The organism is Acinetobacter sp. ANC 5414, from assembly GCF_013004295.1.
GTDB lineage: Bacteria > Pseudomonadota > Gammaproteobacteria > Pseudomonadales > Moraxellaceae > Acinetobacter.
This window is the reverse complement of the sequence record NZ_JABERM010000012.1, coordinates 44,616-61,516: the sequence shown is the minus strand read 5'-3', so window position 1 is coordinate 61,516 and position 16,901 is coordinate 44,616. Positions and strand designations below refer to the sequence as shown.

Sequence of the window (16,901 nt, the reverse complement as noted above, 5' to 3'; positions counted from 1 at the left end):
CTGTCCTAAAGATCATCCAGGGGAAGTTGGAAACTCTGTTTAATAATCTGACTGGGTAAATCCGTTTTGACACTGGTAATGCCATTTTTCTTGGTTAAATGCGTGGACTGAAACTTACGATAACTTTCCAGGTCGGGTACCACCACTTTTAGCATGGCATCACATTCACCTAAAATAATATAACACTCCATCACTTGAGGCAGTTCTTTCATCGCTTCAATAAAGCAATCGATCGTTTCTGCATCCTGACCGACCAGCCAAATCCGTGAAAACAAAATCAGCTGCAAGCCAATTTTTTGTGGGTCAACCACAGTGGTGTAGTTCTGAATGACACCGGCTTCTTCGAGCAATTTCACCCGACGCAAACAGGAAGATGGTGACAGCCCGATTTCACGTGCTAGATCGTTATTTTGCATGCGACCGTTATTTTGCAGTGCGCGAATGATATTTTTATCGGTGCGATCCAGCTTTACTGAAATATACTTGGAAGATAGTTTCATAAATTAGAATATAATTCGAAAAATAATCATAATTATAGAATAATTTGAAATCCTATTTTGTGGTATTTATTCGATACTAATTTCCACTTTCAAGACATGGAAAGGGAAAAGGAAATGTCTGTATTTGCACTCTTCGCCTTAACGGTTATCCCTCTGATTTTTACACCTGGACCAGATATGTTGTTTATCCTGTCACAAGTGATGGGAAAAGATGCAAAAGCAGGCATGATGGCAACAGTCGGGGTTTGCCTGGGGTATTTAGTGCATTCTGTTTTGGTGGCCTTAGGCATTGCAGCCATTATCGTTTCCTTCCCGGTATTATTTGAAACCATTCGCTGGCTCGGGATTGCGTATCTGTTATTTTTGGCTTTTAGTTTAATCAAGTCGGTTTTTAGCAATAAAAAATTGGCAATTGAAAACAAAAGCACATCGAAACCGATTCAAAAAGGCTTTTTTACTGCTTTACTGAACCCAAAAGGCATGTTGATTTACTTTGCAATTTTACCGCAATTTATCAATAAAGCCGGAGATACCGTGACGCAAGGTCTGATCTTATCGTTTATTTTTATCGGATTGATCTTTGTGGTGTACTGCAGTTTGAGTTTGATTTTTGCCAAAATCACCCAAAAAACCCAGATTGATGAACGTAAACAAAAATGGATTGATGGCGGTTCGGGCGGTTTATTAATGCTTGCTGCAACCTGGCTCATCATTCATTAACACGCTTATAAAAAGCATGTCATGATGGCATGCTTTTTAAGTAGAACTGGATTTGCAAATTAAAAGTAATTTATTACAAGTTTATTCTAAAAAATGATCATTTTTGCTACAGCTATAGCAGGGAAAAACCTCTTATCTGTCTTAAATGACAGTTCGCAACTTTGTCGTTTGTGCAAGAAGGCTAAGCTGTTTGAGCTAAAAAATAATCGAAAACAGGGGTTAAATCAGAACTTTTGATGAAGTTAATTAGATAAAAACATAATAAAAATCAATGTTTAAAAATAAATAAATATTGAGCGAATTCATCTTAATAAAAACACTTCAAAAAAATATGAACGCCTAGTTCAAGTAATTTACGCATTTTTACAGCTCTTTCGATAATTGTGACTTGACCGAAATGCCATACACATTGCAAGATAGGGCACCTAAAAATTTTTAAGTGAAGAGTTATTCTAACTTTTCTCAACATTTACTTTTGCTAAAACAGCCGAGGATTACATGAAGGCTCTTGTTGCTGTAAAACGTGTGGTTGATGCCAACGTTAAAGTTCGCGTTAAACCGGACAATAGTGGGGTAGACCTTACTAACGTTAAAATGTCGATCAACCCATTCTGTGAAATCGCAGTGGAAGAAGCGGTTCGTCTAAAAGAAAAAGGAACAGTTTCAGAAATCGTTGTGGTTTCTATCGGTCCTAAAGAAGCGCAAGAACAAATCCGTTCTGCTATGGCGCTGGGTGCTGACCGCGGTATCTTAGTAGAAACTGCTGATGAGATTGGTGCACTTGAAGTGGCTAAAATCTTGAAAGGCATTGTAGAACAAGAAAAACCAGAATTGATCCTTCTTGGTAAACAAGCCATTGATGACGACTCGAATCAGGTCGGTCAGATGCTTGCTGCTTTATTGGGTGCTGGTCAAGGTACATTTGCTTCTGTTGTGAATGTTGCTGGCGACAAAGTTCAAGTCACTCGTGAAGTTGATGGTGGTTTACAAACTGTTGAATTGAACCTTCCTGCAATTATCACTACTGACTTGCGTTTGAACGAGCCACGTTATGCTGCTCTTCCAAACATCATGAAAGCGCGTAAAAAACCGCTGGATATGAAGTCTCCTGCAGATTATGGCGTTTCAGCGACGACTAAACTTAAAACAGTTAAAGTTGAACCACCAGCAGAGCGTAAAGCTGGCGTACAAGTGAAATCTGTTGACGAGCTTGTTGAAAAACTTAAAAACGAAGCGAAAGTGATCTAATACAGAAGGATAAAATCATGAGTATTTTAGTTATCGCTGAGCACGACAATAAAGCACTAAACGCTGCTACTTTAAACGTTGTTGCTGCAGCTCAAAAAATCGGTGGTGATATCACTGTATTGGTTGCTGGTTCTGGCGCTCAGGCCGTTGCTGACCAAGCGGCTCAAGTTGCGGGTGTAAGCAAGGTATTGCTTGCTGACAACGCGGCTTATGCACACCAATTGGCTGAAAACGTTGCAAAATTAGTTGCCGAGTTAGGCAAAGGTTATTCACATATCCTTGCTGCTTCTACAACGACGGGCAAAAACGTACTGCCACGTGCTGCTGCACTTTTAGACGTTAGCATGATCACTGACATCATTGCTGTTGAAAGCCCTAAAACTTTCAAACGTCCAATCTATGCAGGTAACGCGATTGCAACTGTAGAGTCTTCTGAATCTATCGTTGTTGCAACGGTTCGTGGTACTGCATTTGATCCTGTAGCGACTACAGGTGGTTCTGCAGCAGTTGAAGCTGTAAGCGATGTTCAAGATGCTGGCATCTCTAAGTTTATTTCTGAAGAGATTGTTAAATCTGAACGTCCTGAACTCACAGCGGCTCGTATTGTGGTTTCTGGTGGTCGTGGTGTGGGTTCAGGTGAAAACTATCACACTGTACTTGATCCATTGGCTGACAAGCTTGGCGCTGCTCAAGGTGCTTCACGTGCTGCAGTTGACGCGGGCTTCGTTCCTAACGACATGCAAGTGGGTCAAACCGGTAAAATCGTTGCACCTGACTTGTACATCGCTGTCGGTATTTCGGGTGCGATTCAGCATTTGGCGGGGATGAAAGATTCTAAAGTGATCGTTGCGATCAATAAAGATGAAGAAGCGCCAATCAATGCGGTTGCTGACTACTGGTTAGTGGGTGACTTGAACACGGTTATTCCAGAATTGGTTTCTAAAATCTAATTCCTGAATCCTGTTTAAAAAGACGCTCTTGCGCAAGCAGTGAAAGCAATGCTTTCCTGCTTTGCTCAAGAGCGTTTTTTATTGTTGAAAATTTCTCAAAGAAATCAGAGGTGATTGAGCCGTTTCAAGATGTAATAGCAACATGCTCATTTGAATGCTTAAGCGAGCTCTATGGCTTTTCAGAGAGATCTAAAACGTGTCATTTTCAATCGGGTTCTGATGGGTTTCCGGACAGGTGACGCGTCATTGATTTTCTATGCAGATGAAAGCGCAAAATGAGCAGCTCAATTGTGCAAGATTCTGAGGTACTTGGTTGTGTAAATTTGAATTAAAGTCAGTGAAAAAACGAACTAATTCACATAAAATGCCGACAATTAAAACAGATTAAAAAATAAACGATAAATTGAAGAAAATTAACAAGATTAAGATGGCTTATAAGAGACAAAAACGAGAGAATTTATGCTATAATTTACGGCTGTATTTAGACTTTAACTCAGCTTATTTTGGGTTAATTTTTTGCTAGATTGATTATATAAAACGAGCAGTTCCAAATACTGTTTGTAATAAGGAGTATGCATGAGCCTATCGGAAATCCGACCGATTGCCATTGAGGATGAACTCAAAAGCTCATATCTCGACTATGCCATGAGTGTTATTGTTTCTCGTGCATTACCAGACGTGAGAGATGGCTTAAAACCAGTTCATCGTCGTGTGCTTTTCGCAATGCACGAGTTAGGCAATGACTACAACAAAGCGTATAAAAAGTCTGCCCGTGTGGTGGGTGACGTAATCGGTAAATATCACCCGCATGGTGACTCAGCTGTTTACGAAACCATTGTACGTATGGCACAAGAATTTAGCTTGCGTTATCAATTGGTCGATGGTCAGGGTAACTTTGGTTCTGTAGATGGCGATAGTGCTGCGGCAATGCGTTATACCGAAGTTCGTATGCGTAAGCTCACGCATGAACTTTTGGCTGACTTGGAAAAAGATACAGTCGAATGGGAAGACAACTACGATGGCTCTGAGCGTATTCCTCAGGTCATGCCAACCCGTGTTCCTAACTTACTGATTAACGGTGTAACCGGTATTGCAGTGGGTATGGCGACCAATATGGCGCCGCACAACATGACTGAAGTTGTGAATGCCTGCCTTGCCTATGCCAATGATCCAAATATCAGCATCGAAGGTTTGATGCAGCATATTTCTGGTCCAGATTTCCCTACAGGTGGTATTATTTACGGTAAATCGGGAATTGTGGATGCTTACCGTACCGGTAAAGGCCGTTTGCATATTCGTGGTAAATATCACTTCGAAGAAGATCCGAAAAACGGTCGTATTACTATCGTATTCACTGAAATTCCTTACCAAGTCAATAAAGCAAAAACCATTGAACGTATTGCTGAGCTGGTAAAAGAGAAAAAACTTGAAGGGATCTCGGAACTTCGTGATGAATCCGATAAAGACGGGATGCGTATTGCAATTGATTTGAAGCGTGGCGAAAACGCTGAAGTGATTGTGAATAACCTGTTCCAGAACACCCAACTTGAAAACTCTTTCAGTATTAACATGGTCTGTCTGGACAACGGTCAGCCGAAGTTGATGAATTTGAAAGATATCATTGCAGCGTTTATTCGTCACCGTCAAGAAGTGGTGACACGTCGTACCATGTACGAGTTACGCAAAGCGCGTGAACGTGGTCATATCTTGGAAGGTTTGACGGTTGCTCTGGCAAATATTGATGCCATTATCGAAACCATCAAAACTTCTGCCAATCCGGCTGAAGCACGTGAGCGTTTACAAGCAGGTGAATGGGTAGGTGGTGGTGTCGTTGCATTGCTTGAAAAAGCAGGTTCAGTATCGGTACGTCCTGACGAAATTGAAGGCGAAGATCCAGCAAAACCATTTGGTCTGGAAGGTAATATTTACCGTCTGTCACCAACGCAAGTTAATGCGATCATGGAACTTCGTTTACACCGTTTAACCGGTCTTGAACAAGACAAGTTACATGCGGAATATTCTGAAATCCTAGCGCAAATTGCTGAACTTACTGCGATTCTTAACGATTTCAATTTGTTGATGAATGTGATTCGTGAAGAATTGGCGTTGATTCTGCAACAGTATGGCGATGCACGTAAAACTGCCATTGTTGAATCACGTATCGATTTCTCTCGTGAAGATTTGATTCCTGAAGAGCAAATGGTACTGACTGTTTCTAAAACAGGTTATGCGAAAACTCAACCATTGTCTGACTACGCTGCACAGCGTCGTGGTGGTCGTGGCAAGTCTGCAACATCAATGAAAACTGATGATTACATTCAGCATCTGATTGTGACATCGAACCATGCGACAGTTTTATGCTTTACCAATGTCGGTAAAGTCTATCGTCTGAAAGTATACGAAGTGCCACAAGCATCTCGTGGGGCAAAAGGTCGTCCAATGGTGAACTTGTTGCCGCTAGATGCCAATGAGACGATTACAGCGATTCTTCCTGTGATTGATGCACCGAAGAAATTTAAAGATCGTTTGTTTGATTTCAAGGCATTTGTAAAAGCCAATGCTGCGAAACTGCAAGAAAATGAAATCATCAATTCGCATTATGCTGAACTAGAAGCGGCACTTGCTGAACTTGAAGATGGTGCTGACGACTTGTCTGATGCATTACGCGTTCAATTGAAGCAATTGGGTGTTGAGCTTTCAGCGACTGATCTAGACGATGAAATCATTGTTGATTTTGCACAGCAAGCCGAAGCGGTTCGTAAAAACTTCTATGTGTTTATGGCAACCGAGTACGGTACGATCAAGCGTGTAGAACTTGAACAGTTTAGTAATGTTCGTTCAAATGGTTTACGTGCAATTGAACTCAATGGCGATGACACCTTGATTGGTGTTGCAATTACCGATGGCGAACAGCAAATCATGTTGTTCTCGAATGAAGGTAAAGCAATTCGTTTCGCAGAAACTGACGTTCGTTCAATGGGTCGTTCTGCTAAAGGTGTACGTGGTATGCGTGTGACCATTGGTGCAGCTGCGCAGCTTGAAGAAAATGATGAAACTGATATCGAGTCTGATGACGAAGATGGTTCAGATTCGGCATTAATCAGCCGTATCGTTTCATTGGTGGTTGTACCTGAAACGGGTGAAGTGCTTTGTGCATGTGCCAACGGTTATGGTAAACGTACCCCAGTGGGTGACTTCCCAACCAAGAAACGTGGCGGTAAAGGTGTAATTGCAATTAAAACATCTGAACGTAACGGTGAACTGGTCGGTGCGGTATCCATTGATGAAAGCAAAGAACTGATGTTGATTTCTGATGGCGGTACGCTGGTTCGTACCCGTGCTTCAGAAGTTGCTACAACAGGTCGTAATGCGCAAGGTGTTCGTCTAATCCGTCTAGGTAATGAAGAAGTCTTGGTGGGTGTCGTTTCTGTAGAAGCCGTTGAAGAAGAAGAGTTTGTTGAAGCAGTTGAAGGCGAAGACGTGATTGCCGCTGAAGCTTTGATTGATTCTGAAATTTTGGTTGATGATGAAACGATTGCTGATGAACCTGAAAATGAATCTGATTTAAGAGATTCTGAAGACTAAGTTTTGAGTTAAAAAGAAGGGCGCTTAGGCGCTCTTTTTTTATTTTTATAAAATAGGTAGGAAATCTCCCTCTCATCTAATTATCGATTAGGGTAAGAACGTTTATGTTTGCACACAAGTTCCCATTGTCCTAATCGATAGCGTCGATATGCTCGAACATTAACTAATTTCTTAGTCATGGCAAACTCCCTATCTTTAACATTAGTTTGGAGAACTAACACCCGTGCTGTATTTGCACCTAGCTCATACTTTGCGGGAAAGACTTAGGGAGACTCCTGTTGTTATTTTAATTAATTTGAATTAAATTTCAATATGTTTTGAAATTTCAATATTTTATAAAATTTAAATAATTGGGGGGTATATGTTTATAAAGAGTTTGAAAGTCGAAAATTTTAAGGGATTTGAAAATGATGCTAATTTTTTAGAGTTTCGTCTTCCCGATGGGGTGGCAGGAAGTGGATTAAACATTTTTATTGGTGAAAATAATTGTGGTAAATCAACAGTATTAGAGGCTATAGATTTTTTAAGAAATGGAACTAAGAAGGATATAAGTAGTCTTAAATATAAAAATTCTAATGGTGATCAATTGAATCATGCTTCAGTAGAAGTAGAGTTTACAGGTAAAATTGATAACGTAATTGATGCATTTTCGCAGCAGAATAAGAAGCTTGTTTTTAAAAATAAAATTTATTTATGTTCAAAAGGAAATACATATTTAAAATTAAAAAGAACAACTGAAGATTTGAAAGTTATATTGTTATGGGATGATGCGAGTCAGACTTTTGAAAATGTTAGTGGATTAGATAGTCCTTTAAAAAAATTGTTTGAAACTAATTTTATTTGGGCTGATACAAATCCAAATGATGAAGCATCCTTTGGTGCATCAACTATTTGTGGATTTTTATTATCAGAAATTGCAAAAATTCATAAAGAAACTAATGAATATGAAGAGTTTAGTAAAAAGTTTCATGATGTTTTTAATTCTCAGGAGTCGGAATTACGTCAAAAACTATCTGTGGTCGAAGATAAGATAAAAAACATATTCCAAACTCAATTTGGATCTGCATCAATTTCATTCGAGTTTGAAGAATTAAAAATAGAATCATTCTTTAAAAACAGCTCGATTATGATTGATGATGGGATTAAAGTTCCAATGACTGAGAAGGGTAATGGAATGCAACGTTCAGTTGCTTTAGCTCTTTTACAAGTATATGCAGAAGTAGTAGCTTTTGACGAAGAGCAAGGAATCTCTAAACCTTTTTATCTATTTATTGACGAGCCAGAGATTTGTTTACATCCTAAAGGACAGCAAAAATTATTTGAAGCACTATTGGAAATTTCAAAGCATAGGCAAGTATTTGTGACAACTCATTCACCTTATTTTTTAAGTAGTCCATATTTGAAAAATATTGGTCTTTATATCTTTAAGAAATCTGATCATAAAAATAATATCGAAGAAGCTAAATTAAACTATTTATTTCCATGGAGTCCAACATGGGGAGAGTTGAATTTTAAAGCTTATGATTTACCGACGGTTGATTTACACAATGAGTTATATGGATATTTACAAGACAAAAGTGAAAAATATAACGAAAATACATTTGAAGCATGGCTATTAGAAAATCACATAAGCAAAAATAAAATATGGACGAAAGAAATGAATGGAGTTGCAAAATCTCCTTATTCTGTAACTTTGATGACATTCATTAGAAACCATATTCATCATCCTGAAAATTTAACTATGAAATCTAATAATTACACTTCAGAAGAATTATTACTATCAATTAATCAAATGATAGGTTTAATTGAACAGTTTAAAGTAAGTAGTCTGACTGAAGAAGTAGATTTAATGAATGCTTAAGCCGTAAAAAAGGAAGCCTCGGCTTCCTTTTTTTAACATTATAAATTATGCAGCCTGTTTCATTTCAGCTTGATAATCTTTTTGCTTTTCAGCATCAAATTGACCTTCCCATTTACTGATCACAAGAACAGCCAATGAGTTACCAATCACATTCAACACAGTACGGGCCATATCTAAAATACGGTCAATACCGGCAATAAATGCCAAGCCTTCAAGTGGAATACCCACACTACCCAAGGTTGCTAGCAATACAACGAAAGATACACCTGGAACACCCGCAATCCCTTTAGAAGTAATCATCAAGGTTAAAACCAGAATGATTTGCTGAGTCATGGTTAAATCAATACCGTAAAGCTGCGCAATAAAGATGGCTGCAATACTTTGATATAAGGTCGAACCATCCAGGTTAAATGAATAACCGATTGGAATAACGAAACTGGTAATCGACTTAGGTGCACCGTACGCTTCCATTTTTTCCATGATACGCGGTAAAACGGTTTCAGAACTGGCAGTTGAATACGACAGAATCAGTTCATCTTTTAGAATTTTAATAATTTCCCAAATACTGAAACCACAGAATTTAGCAACAAGTCCTAAAATGACAAAGATGAAGAAGAAGATAGCGCTATAAACCAAAACGGCCAACTTCACTAATGGAAGAAGCGAGCTAAAACCAAAGTTCGCAACGGTTACCGCAATCAGACCAAATACACCAAAAGGTGCAAAAAGCATAATCATATGCGTCACTTTGAACATGGTTTCAGAAACTGCATGTAACACATCAATCAGCGGTTTTCTGGTTTCTTTAGCCAAAGATCCCAAACCAATACCGAAGATCACGGAGAAGAAAATGATTGGCAACATATGCCCATCAGTCAGTGATCCAAAAATATTGGAAGGAATGAGAGATAAAATGGTGTTAACCAGACCATGAGAATGGCTACTCACTTCTTGTGTGGTTTGCTGATATTGAGAAATGTCAGTTTGCGTCAAACTCGACATATCAATACCGGCACCCGGCTGGAACACATTTGCTGCAACCAAACCAACAATAATTGCAACTGTGGTAATAATTTCAAAATAGACAATGGTTCTGAAACCGAGCTTACCTATATTTTGACCATGACTTGCATTGGCAATACCTAAAATCAGCATTGAAACTACAAGTGGAATTACGATCATTTTAATCAAATTAATAAAGATTGCGCCCAAAGGACTCAGCAGATTATTAATCAGAGTTTCACGATATTCGGGAGAATAGTGTAGAAAAGAGCCTACAAGCACACCTAAAATGAGCGCAATGACGATTTGCCAAGCAAGACTAATCTTAATCTTTTTCATGCTAAGCCCTTAAAATCAAATTTCAATAAAAAAGCTGCTATAACACTGTCGATATCACATCGGCATGTTACGGGGAGCGTGGGAATGAATAATATAAAAAATATTCATGAAATATGAACAACGGGCTATTTTGCATCGATTAGTATATTCAATCTAACATTTTTTCTTCACAATCTGTTCAATAGGCTAAAAAACTTTCAGTTTTAGTTGAATATTCGATCTATTTGTTAAGTTTTATTTACTAATCTTATGCAATATAATGCTAGATCATGATTTTTTATGGGCGTGGGTCAGTCGGAAATATCCCCAAAGCAATAATACGGCCGCAACCGTCACCAGATAAATCATTTTCGGAATGACGATATTTAAAGGCACACCCATTTGGTTCAACTGAATGAACATTTGAATTCCTTGGGTCGAGGGTAAAATGTTTCCCAGCCATTGCATCCACTCGGGCATGGCTGAATGTGGCCATGCTGTCCCTGAGAGTAAAAACAGCGGAATAGACGTAAAGACAATTACATGGCCAGCACGTTCAGGCATGTCCAAATATGAAGCAATCAGCATGGTTAGACCAATCACGCAACTGATAAAAATCGGTACGCCAATCAGCATGCCAAGGAAATTACCACCATGCGGATAATCATAGAACCAGAAGGTAAACCCAAATAAATAGAAACAACCCAAGCAGCCAATGGTTAAAATGGCGCTAAAGATCGCAAAAAATTCAGTCTTGCTGGGTCGCCAGTTTTGCAGTCGATAACCTGCAATCAGCATGCTTAAACCCAAAACAATTGTTTGATAAATAATTAAGGGGGCAATGGCAGGGAAAATATAACTGCCATAACCGGACAAGGGATTGAATAACGGAATTTGATGAACAGATAGTGCAGGGGTGAAATGAGTAATATCACCAAATTTCTGTGCCTGTTCAGCAATGGCATTTTCAATGGAGGTGGCAAGCCCTAAACCAATCTGTTTGGTCCTTAAAAAATAGGCTGCACTTAAATATAAGCCTACACCACCGACTTCTCCACGGTGAATACTGTTGGATAAATTTTCTGGCAAAAGCAAAATACCTTCGGCTTGCTGGGTTTTCACCAGCATTTCCGCTTCAGCAAAATTACCTGTAACCGCCGCGATTTTCACATTTGGACTTTTCGAGACTTCACCAATAATGGTCGAGGTGATCAGGCTCTGTTCTTCATCCACAATCACAATTGGTAAAGATTCGGCATGTTCGGCTTTATACGCGGTCGGATAGAAAAAGCTATATACCAATACCGAGAGTACCAAAGTGGTAAAGATTGAAGCGTTACGTGCAATATCTTTAAAGGTTTTTAAATAAAAATGGAGGAAGTTTCTAATGCTATTTTTCATGCTTTAACTCCCTTTAAATATTTACTCAGGAAGAAATAGGCAGTGCCAAAATATAACAGGCAATAAATAGCTAAGATTAAAAGGGGGAAGAAAGAAATGGATACAGGGCTGCCAATTACCCATTGTTCGGTTTGTAATTTTGCATAAGGTGTATAAGGGATGATATTGGCCCAGAATTGGGTAAACAGTGGTGCATTGTTTAAAGGTAAAGTGACTCCGGCAAAACTTAAAGATGAACCACCATACACGGCAATAAGACCGAAAGACTTGGCTAGGTCACGCGTGGCTAAAACCACTGTACTACTCATAAAGGCATAAGCACTATAAAAGAAAAACTGTCCGAGTAGAATGATCCATAACTGACCTGCAACAAACCAGCCACGTATTTCAATCAGCCAGAACATCCATGCCCACGTCCATGCGGTAAAAATCAGCACATATGTTAAATTTTTGGATAACAATGCCTTGAAAATACTGGATTGGTTGAGCCACTGTCCGGTGGTGTTAAATTTCAGCTCTTGTCCAACTGCAAAAGCCACGCAACAACACAGCAGTAAATGCAAAATCGCAGGAATCATAAACGGTTCTAAATAGAACTCGTAACTTAAACTCGGATTATATAAAGGTGATATTTTAACGTTCGGCGTTGCAACATCGACATAGGGGATTTTATTTTCCAGATAATTATGTCCTGTGAAATCTGCCATTGCTCCTACGGTACTGAGCATCATCGCAGATGAAATAGAATTCCCGACACTAAAATAGCTTTGATTAAATGCAATACTAATCTCGGCATCTTTGGCTTGAACCAGCCGTTGTTCAGCGCCAGCCGGAATAGAAATATAACCCCAGATTTTGGTTTGATTGAGCAGCTTTTCGACTTCATCCGGGCTTTGTGAAACAGCCACGATGTCTAGAGTGGAATTATGGCTGACATATTTTTCAATATTTCGGCTGAGTTCGCTTTGGTCTTGGTCAATAATCGCAATCGGTAAATGTTCAGGTTTTCCCTGAGAAAACATGCTACTAAACAACACAATCATACATAAAGGGGCTAGTGTGACCAAGCACAAGTCCCATTTATGGTTCAGTAAATAGCGCAGTTCACGCAGCATGCCAGACCACATTATTTTGGCTCTGCAATTTTAAACAGCACACTCATACCCACTTTTAAATCTGCAATCGGTTGTACTGGAGTTAAATGAACTTTAAAGCTGCGAATATCATAACCGCCAGTTTGGCGCGTGGTTTTAATGGTGGCAAATTCACCTTCAGCATCAATGTTTTTAATTTTAAAAGTGGCGCTTTGATTTAAGGCTGGAATAAAACCTTTAATGCTTTTGCTTTTATAAACCTGCGCATATAAATCTTCACGGACATTGATGCTGACCCATAAATCATCATCCTGAATAATACTGACGACAGGCACGCCCATCGCCACCAGTTCAGAGGCTTTACCGTAAGTTTTAGAAATGGTGCCATTAATTGGAGAAAGCAATTGGGTTTCGGCTTCCAAGGCATTGGCCTCGCTAACTGCTGCTTTGGCAATATCCACTTGTGCATTGGTTGAAGATTTTTGTTCTGGCGTGCTGCCACGTTTTGCACGTTTATATTGTTGATAGGCAGATTCGGTCATTTGACTGGCTGAAACCGCTGCGGCCTGCATTTCGTCGCGACGCTGTCGGGAAATTACGCCTTCTTTAAACAAATTTGCTCCACGTTGATAGGTGGTTTGAGCCAATGCCTGTTGCGCCTTCAGGCTTTGCCAGTTGGCGTATAGCGTGTCAATATTTTCCTGTTGCGAACCACGATCTGCCGTCGATTGCAGCGCAAGGGCAGATTGCAAAGAAGCTAATGCCTGCTGTTTTTTTGCCTCAATTTCCGGACTGAATAAATGTACCAGTTGCTGACCTTTTTTAACTTTATCGCCATCATGTACATAGACTTCTTCAATACGGCTCGGCACTTTAGTACTGATATGAACGGTTTCTGCTTCAACTCGACCTTGCAGTTCAACTTGTGTCGGTTGATAACTTTTCCATAAGCCAAAAGCAATCAAGCCCAACAGTAAAATCAAAACGATGATGCCGACCAGTTTAATGAAAGCTGATTTTTTTGGATTTGGCTCGGTAGTTTCAGTGGTCGGAGCTTGTTCTGAATAACTGAAAAATTCATTATCTGAATTGCTTTGCTGTTCGGCAGTCTTTTGCGTATCTGCCTTGCTGCTTTGAGCTGATGTATCTGTAGCACTGCCTTCTGATGAGGTCTGCTCTACATCTTGATCAGGCTTGTTTTGATCTTGAGTCATGTTTTTCCCCAGCAAAAATTAACGGATATAGTTGGTTTGAGCCTGATTGACGTAGCTCTGAAACTGATTGATTGAGCCATGACTTTGCAATAAAGTCGCAAGAGACATCACATATTTATAGGCATTCAATGCCATTTCACTTTTTAAACCGCTCAAAGTATTTTGTGCATCAATCACTTGTGTAGCTATGCCCATATCTTCCTTAAAAGACAGCGTTTGAATACGCAGGTTTTCCTGAGCGGCTTTCATGTTTTGCTGTAACAGTTGATGACTTTGCTGGGCGGTGGTCAGTTCGCTATAGGACCTATAAATAATATTTTCAATTTCCTGTTTGGTGCGCTCCGTCATCAGTTCAGAAGCATAGCGTTGTAATTCTGCTGCCTGAATATTTTTGTTTTTATCGACCCCTGAAAACAGGTTGTAACGTGCCACCACACCGACAATCCAGTTTTGCTTTTCATCCAGACTGTATTCCCCAAAAGCAAAAAGATTCGGTTTTTTCGCAGCACTTTGCACTTTAACATTGGCATTGGCCAGTTGGGTATCCATTTGCATTTTGCGAATGAGGGAGGATTGATCCTGATAGCTTTTCAGCAAGCTATTTAAAGACTGGCTTTGGGCAGAATTTACAAAGAGTGGGGTGCTCAAGTCCGTAATCTGGCTGCTTTGCAAAAGATTATTCAGTTGAAACAGGCTGGATCTGAGACTGGCTTCGGCATTTTGATAAGTTCGTTCAGCATTGTTTTTTGCCACTTCAAACTGCATCCGTTGCCCTTTGCTAATAAAACCCTGATTTTCCAGTTTAAGCGCATTGTTATAGTGGCTTTGCATGGCGTTAAAATTGGAACGGCTTGAATCGAGTAATTGCTTTTGCAGTTGGGCGTTGAAATAAGCCTGAATCAGTTCAAAACGTTGTAAATCTTGTTGCTGCTGGGTATTCAGCTGGCTGCGCTGTGCCTTAATGCTGGCGACTTCTTTGGCACTGGAAGTCAGTCCACCCGTATAAAGCGGCATTAAGACTGAAACTGTGGGACGAACCACTTGGTCTTCCAAAATCACATTGGCTGAATCGGGAAATAGACTCACACCGCTATGAATGGTTTGATTCAGTCCTTCTTTTAAAGGATCGGCAATATTGGCGGGAAGGTTTTCTTGATTAATCCGGTCATTAATGCCTTGAGCAAGCGTTTGTTCCAAATTGTTTTTAAAAGAATCGAGTGGAATATCCACTTCATTATGAAAAGCGTATGCACGGACATTTAAGTCCACCCGCGGCAGCCCTAGACCTTTTACGGCTTCTGCTTCAAGTTTTGCAGCCTGTTGTAAGGCTTGATTGGCCTGGGTGCTATAAGAATCCTTTAAAACTGATTCTTCAGCTTGTGCATAACTGATGCTTTCCGCAAAAACCTGTGGGGCAAGAATTAGGCAGGCAGTACAAATTCCAAGACGGAGATGAGGTTGTATGAGTAGTGCAAGTTTCTTTGGTGATGCATATAAACGCAGTGACATCGATCAGACGCTCAATTTCTTTGTAACAATTATATTGCATAGATTGAATTGTATGTCTAATCAATAAGTTGTTGTATTGTTTAATATGCATTTGTATATCAATCACGTGATTAAATTTTAAATGCCAACGTATTGCAGTAGCAACTTTGAAAAGATCAGAAATAAGATGCAGTTGCGCCTTTAAGCCAGGTGCCAAGGATTACAAAATGGTTTATTAAAGCCGATCTTTATTGAACTTTTGACTTTAAATGTCCGACAGCATTGAAATATTTTCAGGATAATTTACTGCAAGCTCAGGCTATCTGTGGTTAAATGCCGTTATTTTATTGTGTTTCACTTTGAAAGGAAAAATCATGCGCGCGTACAATTTCTGTGCTGGCCCTGCTGCATTACCGACTGCCGTTTTAGAAAAAGCCCAAGCTGAAATGCTCGATTGGCATGGCAAAGGTCTTTCGATCATGGAAATGAGTCACCGTAGTAGTGACTATGTGGCTGTGGCAGAAAAAGCAGAAGCAGATTTACGCAAATTGATGAACATCCCAGAGAACTATAAAGTATTGTTCTTGCAGGGTGGTGCTTCACTTCAATTCTCTGCAATTCCTTTAAATCTTTTAGGCAAAAATAACAAAGCTGATTATATCCATACCGGGATCTGGTCTGAAAAAGCGCTTAAAGAAGCGCAACGCTATGGCGACATCAATGTCGTGGAAGCGGGCACAAGCATTAACGGTAAGTTAGCGATTACGGATCAAAGCCAGTGGAACTTGTCTGACGATGCTGCTTATGTGCATTATGCAGATAACGAAACCATCTGTGGTCTTCAATTTGCCGGTATTCCTGAAGTGAATGCGCCTTTAGTATCGGATTTATCTTCAAGCATTCTTTCAGCACCGATTGATGTGTCTAAGTTTGGCTTAATCTATGCAGGCGCGCAAAAGAATATTGGTCCTGCTGGCTTAACTCTAGTGATTATTCGTGATGATTTGCTTGATCAAGCGAAACCTGAAATTCCAAGCATTTTGAAATATTCTGCGCAAGCTAAGAATGATTCAATGGTAAATACACCATCAACCTATGCTTGGTACTTGTCTGGCCTTGTATTCGAATGGTTGCTTGAAAATGGTGGTGTTGAAGCCATTCACAAAGTAAACCTTGAAAAAGCCAAATTGCTTTATGGTTATATTGACGCGAGTGATTTCTACGCAAATCCAATTGCAGAACAAAACCGTTCAATCATGAACGTACCATTTACTTTGGCAAATGCTGATCTAGATAAATTGTTCCTGAAAGAAGCTGAACAAAATCATCTTCTTAATTTGGCAGGTCACCGTTCAGTCGGTGGTATGCGTGCAAGTATTTATAACGCCGTACCATTAGAAGGCGTACAAGCCTTAGTGAACTTTATGGATGACTTTGCGAAACGCAATGCTTAAGCCTTAAAGCGAAAAAAGCCCATCACATGATGGGCTTTTTTTGATTAAAAATAATTTTTTTGAAAC

Annotated in this window: 12 protein-coding genes; 6 read left to right on the top strand and 6 right to left on the bottom strand. The window is 39.7% G+C overall.

The features are described from left to right. Positions 1-5 precede the first annotated feature (5 nt). Positions 6-500, bottom strand: a complete 495-nt coding sequence (locus tag HLH18_RS08350; RefSeq protein ID WP_171528497.1) for an Lrp/AsnC family transcriptional regulator — start codon at positions 498-500, stop codon at positions 6-8. Positions 501-614: 114 nt separating this feature from the next. On the opposite strand from HLH18_RS08350, the gene HLH18_RS08345 reads away from it, so the two are divergent. From HLH18_RS08345 to HLH18_RS08325, 5 genes are all read left to right on the top strand, one after another. Then, a complete protein-coding gene (locus tag HLH18_RS08345; RefSeq protein ID WP_171546462.1) occupies positions 615-1,220 on the top strand; it encodes a LysE family translocator in 606 nt (201 codons plus the stop codon). A gap of 498 nt (positions 1,221-1,718) precedes the next feature. Continuing rightward, positions 1,719-2,468, top strand: coding sequence for an electron transfer flavoprotein subunit beta/FixA family protein (locus tag HLH18_RS08340; RefSeq protein WP_131289822.1), 750 nt, complete (start codon positions 1,719-1,721; stop codon positions 2,466-2,468). A 17-nt stretch (positions 2,469-2,485) separates the two neighbouring features. Continuing rightward, positions 2,486-3,418 carry an FAD-binding protein gene (locus HLH18_RS08335; protein WP_171546461.1) on the top strand — a complete coding sequence of 311 codons (933 nt, stop codon included), beginning with the start codon at positions 2,486-2,488 and terminating at the stop codon, positions 3,416-3,418. Positions 3,419-3,994: 576 nt separating this feature from the next. Next, the gene (gene gyrA / locus HLH18_RS08330; RefSeq protein WP_171546460.1) at positions 3,995-7,003 is read left to right on the top strand and encodes a DNA gyrase subunit A; all 3,009 of its coding nucleotides are present in this window, start codon (positions 3,995-3,997) and stop codon (positions 7,001-7,003) included. 361 nt (positions 7,004-7,364) lie between these two features. Then, positions 7,365-8,864: an ATP-dependent nuclease gene (locus tag HLH18_RS08325; RefSeq protein WP_171546459.1), complete on the top strand. Its 1,500-nt coding sequence runs from the start codon at positions 7,365-7,367 to the stop codon at positions 8,862-8,864. 45 nt (positions 8,865-8,909) lie between these two features. Here the strand turns inward: HLH18_RS08325 and gltP are convergent, their stop codons facing one another. From gltP to HLH18_RS08300, 5 genes are all read right to left on the bottom strand, one after another. Continuing rightward, complete coding sequence (gltP, locus tag HLH18_RS08320) at positions 8,910-10,205, bottom strand: glutamate/aspartate:proton symporter GltP (RefSeq protein ID WP_171546458.1); 1,296 nt, start codon at positions 10,203-10,205, stop codon at positions 8,910-8,912. Between the two features lie 267 nt (positions 10,206-10,472). Beyond that, a complete protein-coding gene (locus HLH18_RS08315; RefSeq protein WP_171546556.1) occupies positions 10,473-11,573 on the bottom strand; it encodes an ABC transporter permease in 1,101 nt (366 codons plus the stop codon). A gap of 8 nt (positions 11,574-11,581) precedes the next feature. Beyond that, positions 11,582-12,712, bottom strand: a complete 1,131-nt coding sequence (locus HLH18_RS08310) for an ABC transporter permease (protein WP_171546457.1) — start codon at positions 12,710-12,712, stop codon at positions 11,582-11,584. Then, positions 12,712-13,893: an HlyD family secretion protein gene (locus HLH18_RS08305; RefSeq protein ID WP_171546456.1), complete on the bottom strand. Its 1,182-nt coding sequence runs from the start codon at positions 13,891-13,893 to the stop codon at positions 12,712-12,714. Before HLH18_RS08305 ends, HLH18_RS08310 begins: the two co-directional genes overlap by 1 nt. An 18-nt stretch (positions 13,894-13,911) precedes the next feature. After that, the gene (locus tag HLH18_RS08300; RefSeq protein WP_171546455.1) at positions 13,912-15,402 is read right to left on the bottom strand and encodes a TolC family protein; all 1,491 of its coding nucleotides are present in this window, start codon (positions 15,400-15,402) and stop codon (positions 13,912-13,914) included. A 353-nt stretch (positions 15,403-15,755) separates the two neighbouring features. Between HLH18_RS08300 and serC the strand changes: the two genes are divergently transcribed. Then, positions 15,756-16,835: a 3-phosphoserine/phosphohydroxythreonine transaminase gene (serC, locus tag HLH18_RS08295; RefSeq protein ID WP_171546454.1), complete on the top strand. Its 1,080-nt coding sequence runs from the start codon at positions 15,756-15,758 to the stop codon at positions 16,833-16,835. The last annotated feature ends 66 nt before the right edge of the window (positions 16,836-16,901 follow it).

Excerpts from the sequence above, each read along its gene's own strand:
- HLH18_RS08350 (WP_171528497.1), bottom strand. The coding sequence starts at position 500 with ATGAAACTATCTTCCAAGTATATTTCAGTAAAGCTGGATCGCACCGAT.
- HLH18_RS08345 (WP_171546462.1), top strand. The coding sequence starts at position 615 with ATGTCTGTATTTGCACTCTTCGCCTTAACGGTTATCCCTCTGATTTTT.
- HLH18_RS08340 (WP_131289822.1), top strand. The coding sequence starts at position 1,719 with ATGAAGGCTCTTGTTGCTGTAAAACGTGTGGTTGATGCCAACGTTAAA.
- HLH18_RS08335 (WP_171546461.1), top strand. The coding sequence starts at position 2,486 with ATGAGTATTTTAGTTATCGCTGAGCACGACAATAAAGCACTAAACGCT.
- gyrA (WP_171546460.1), top strand. The coding sequence starts at position 3,995 with ATGAGCCTATCGGAAATCCGACCGATTGCCATTGAGGATGAACTCAAA.
- HLH18_RS08325 (WP_171546459.1), top strand. The coding sequence starts at position 7,365 with ATGTTTATAAAGAGTTTGAAAGTCGAAAATTTTAAGGGATTTGAAAAT.
- gltP (WP_171546458.1), bottom strand. The coding sequence starts at position 10,205 with ATGAAAAAGATTAAGATTAGTCTTGCTTGGCAAATCGTCATTGCGCTC.
- HLH18_RS08310 (WP_171546457.1), bottom strand. The coding sequence starts at position 12,712 with ATGTGGTCTGGCATGCTGCGTGAACTGCGCTATTTACTGAACCATAAA.
- HLH18_RS08305 (WP_171546456.1), bottom strand. The coding sequence starts at position 13,893 with ATGACTCAAGATCAAAACAAGCCTGATCAAGATGTAGAGCAGACCTCA.
- HLH18_RS08300 (WP_171546455.1), bottom strand. The coding sequence starts at position 15,402 with ATGTCACTGCGTTTATATGCATCACCAAAGAAACTTGCACTACTCATA.
- serC (WP_171546454.1), top strand. The coding sequence starts at position 15,756 with ATGCGCGCGTACAATTTCTGTGCTGGCCCTGCTGCATTACCGACTGCC.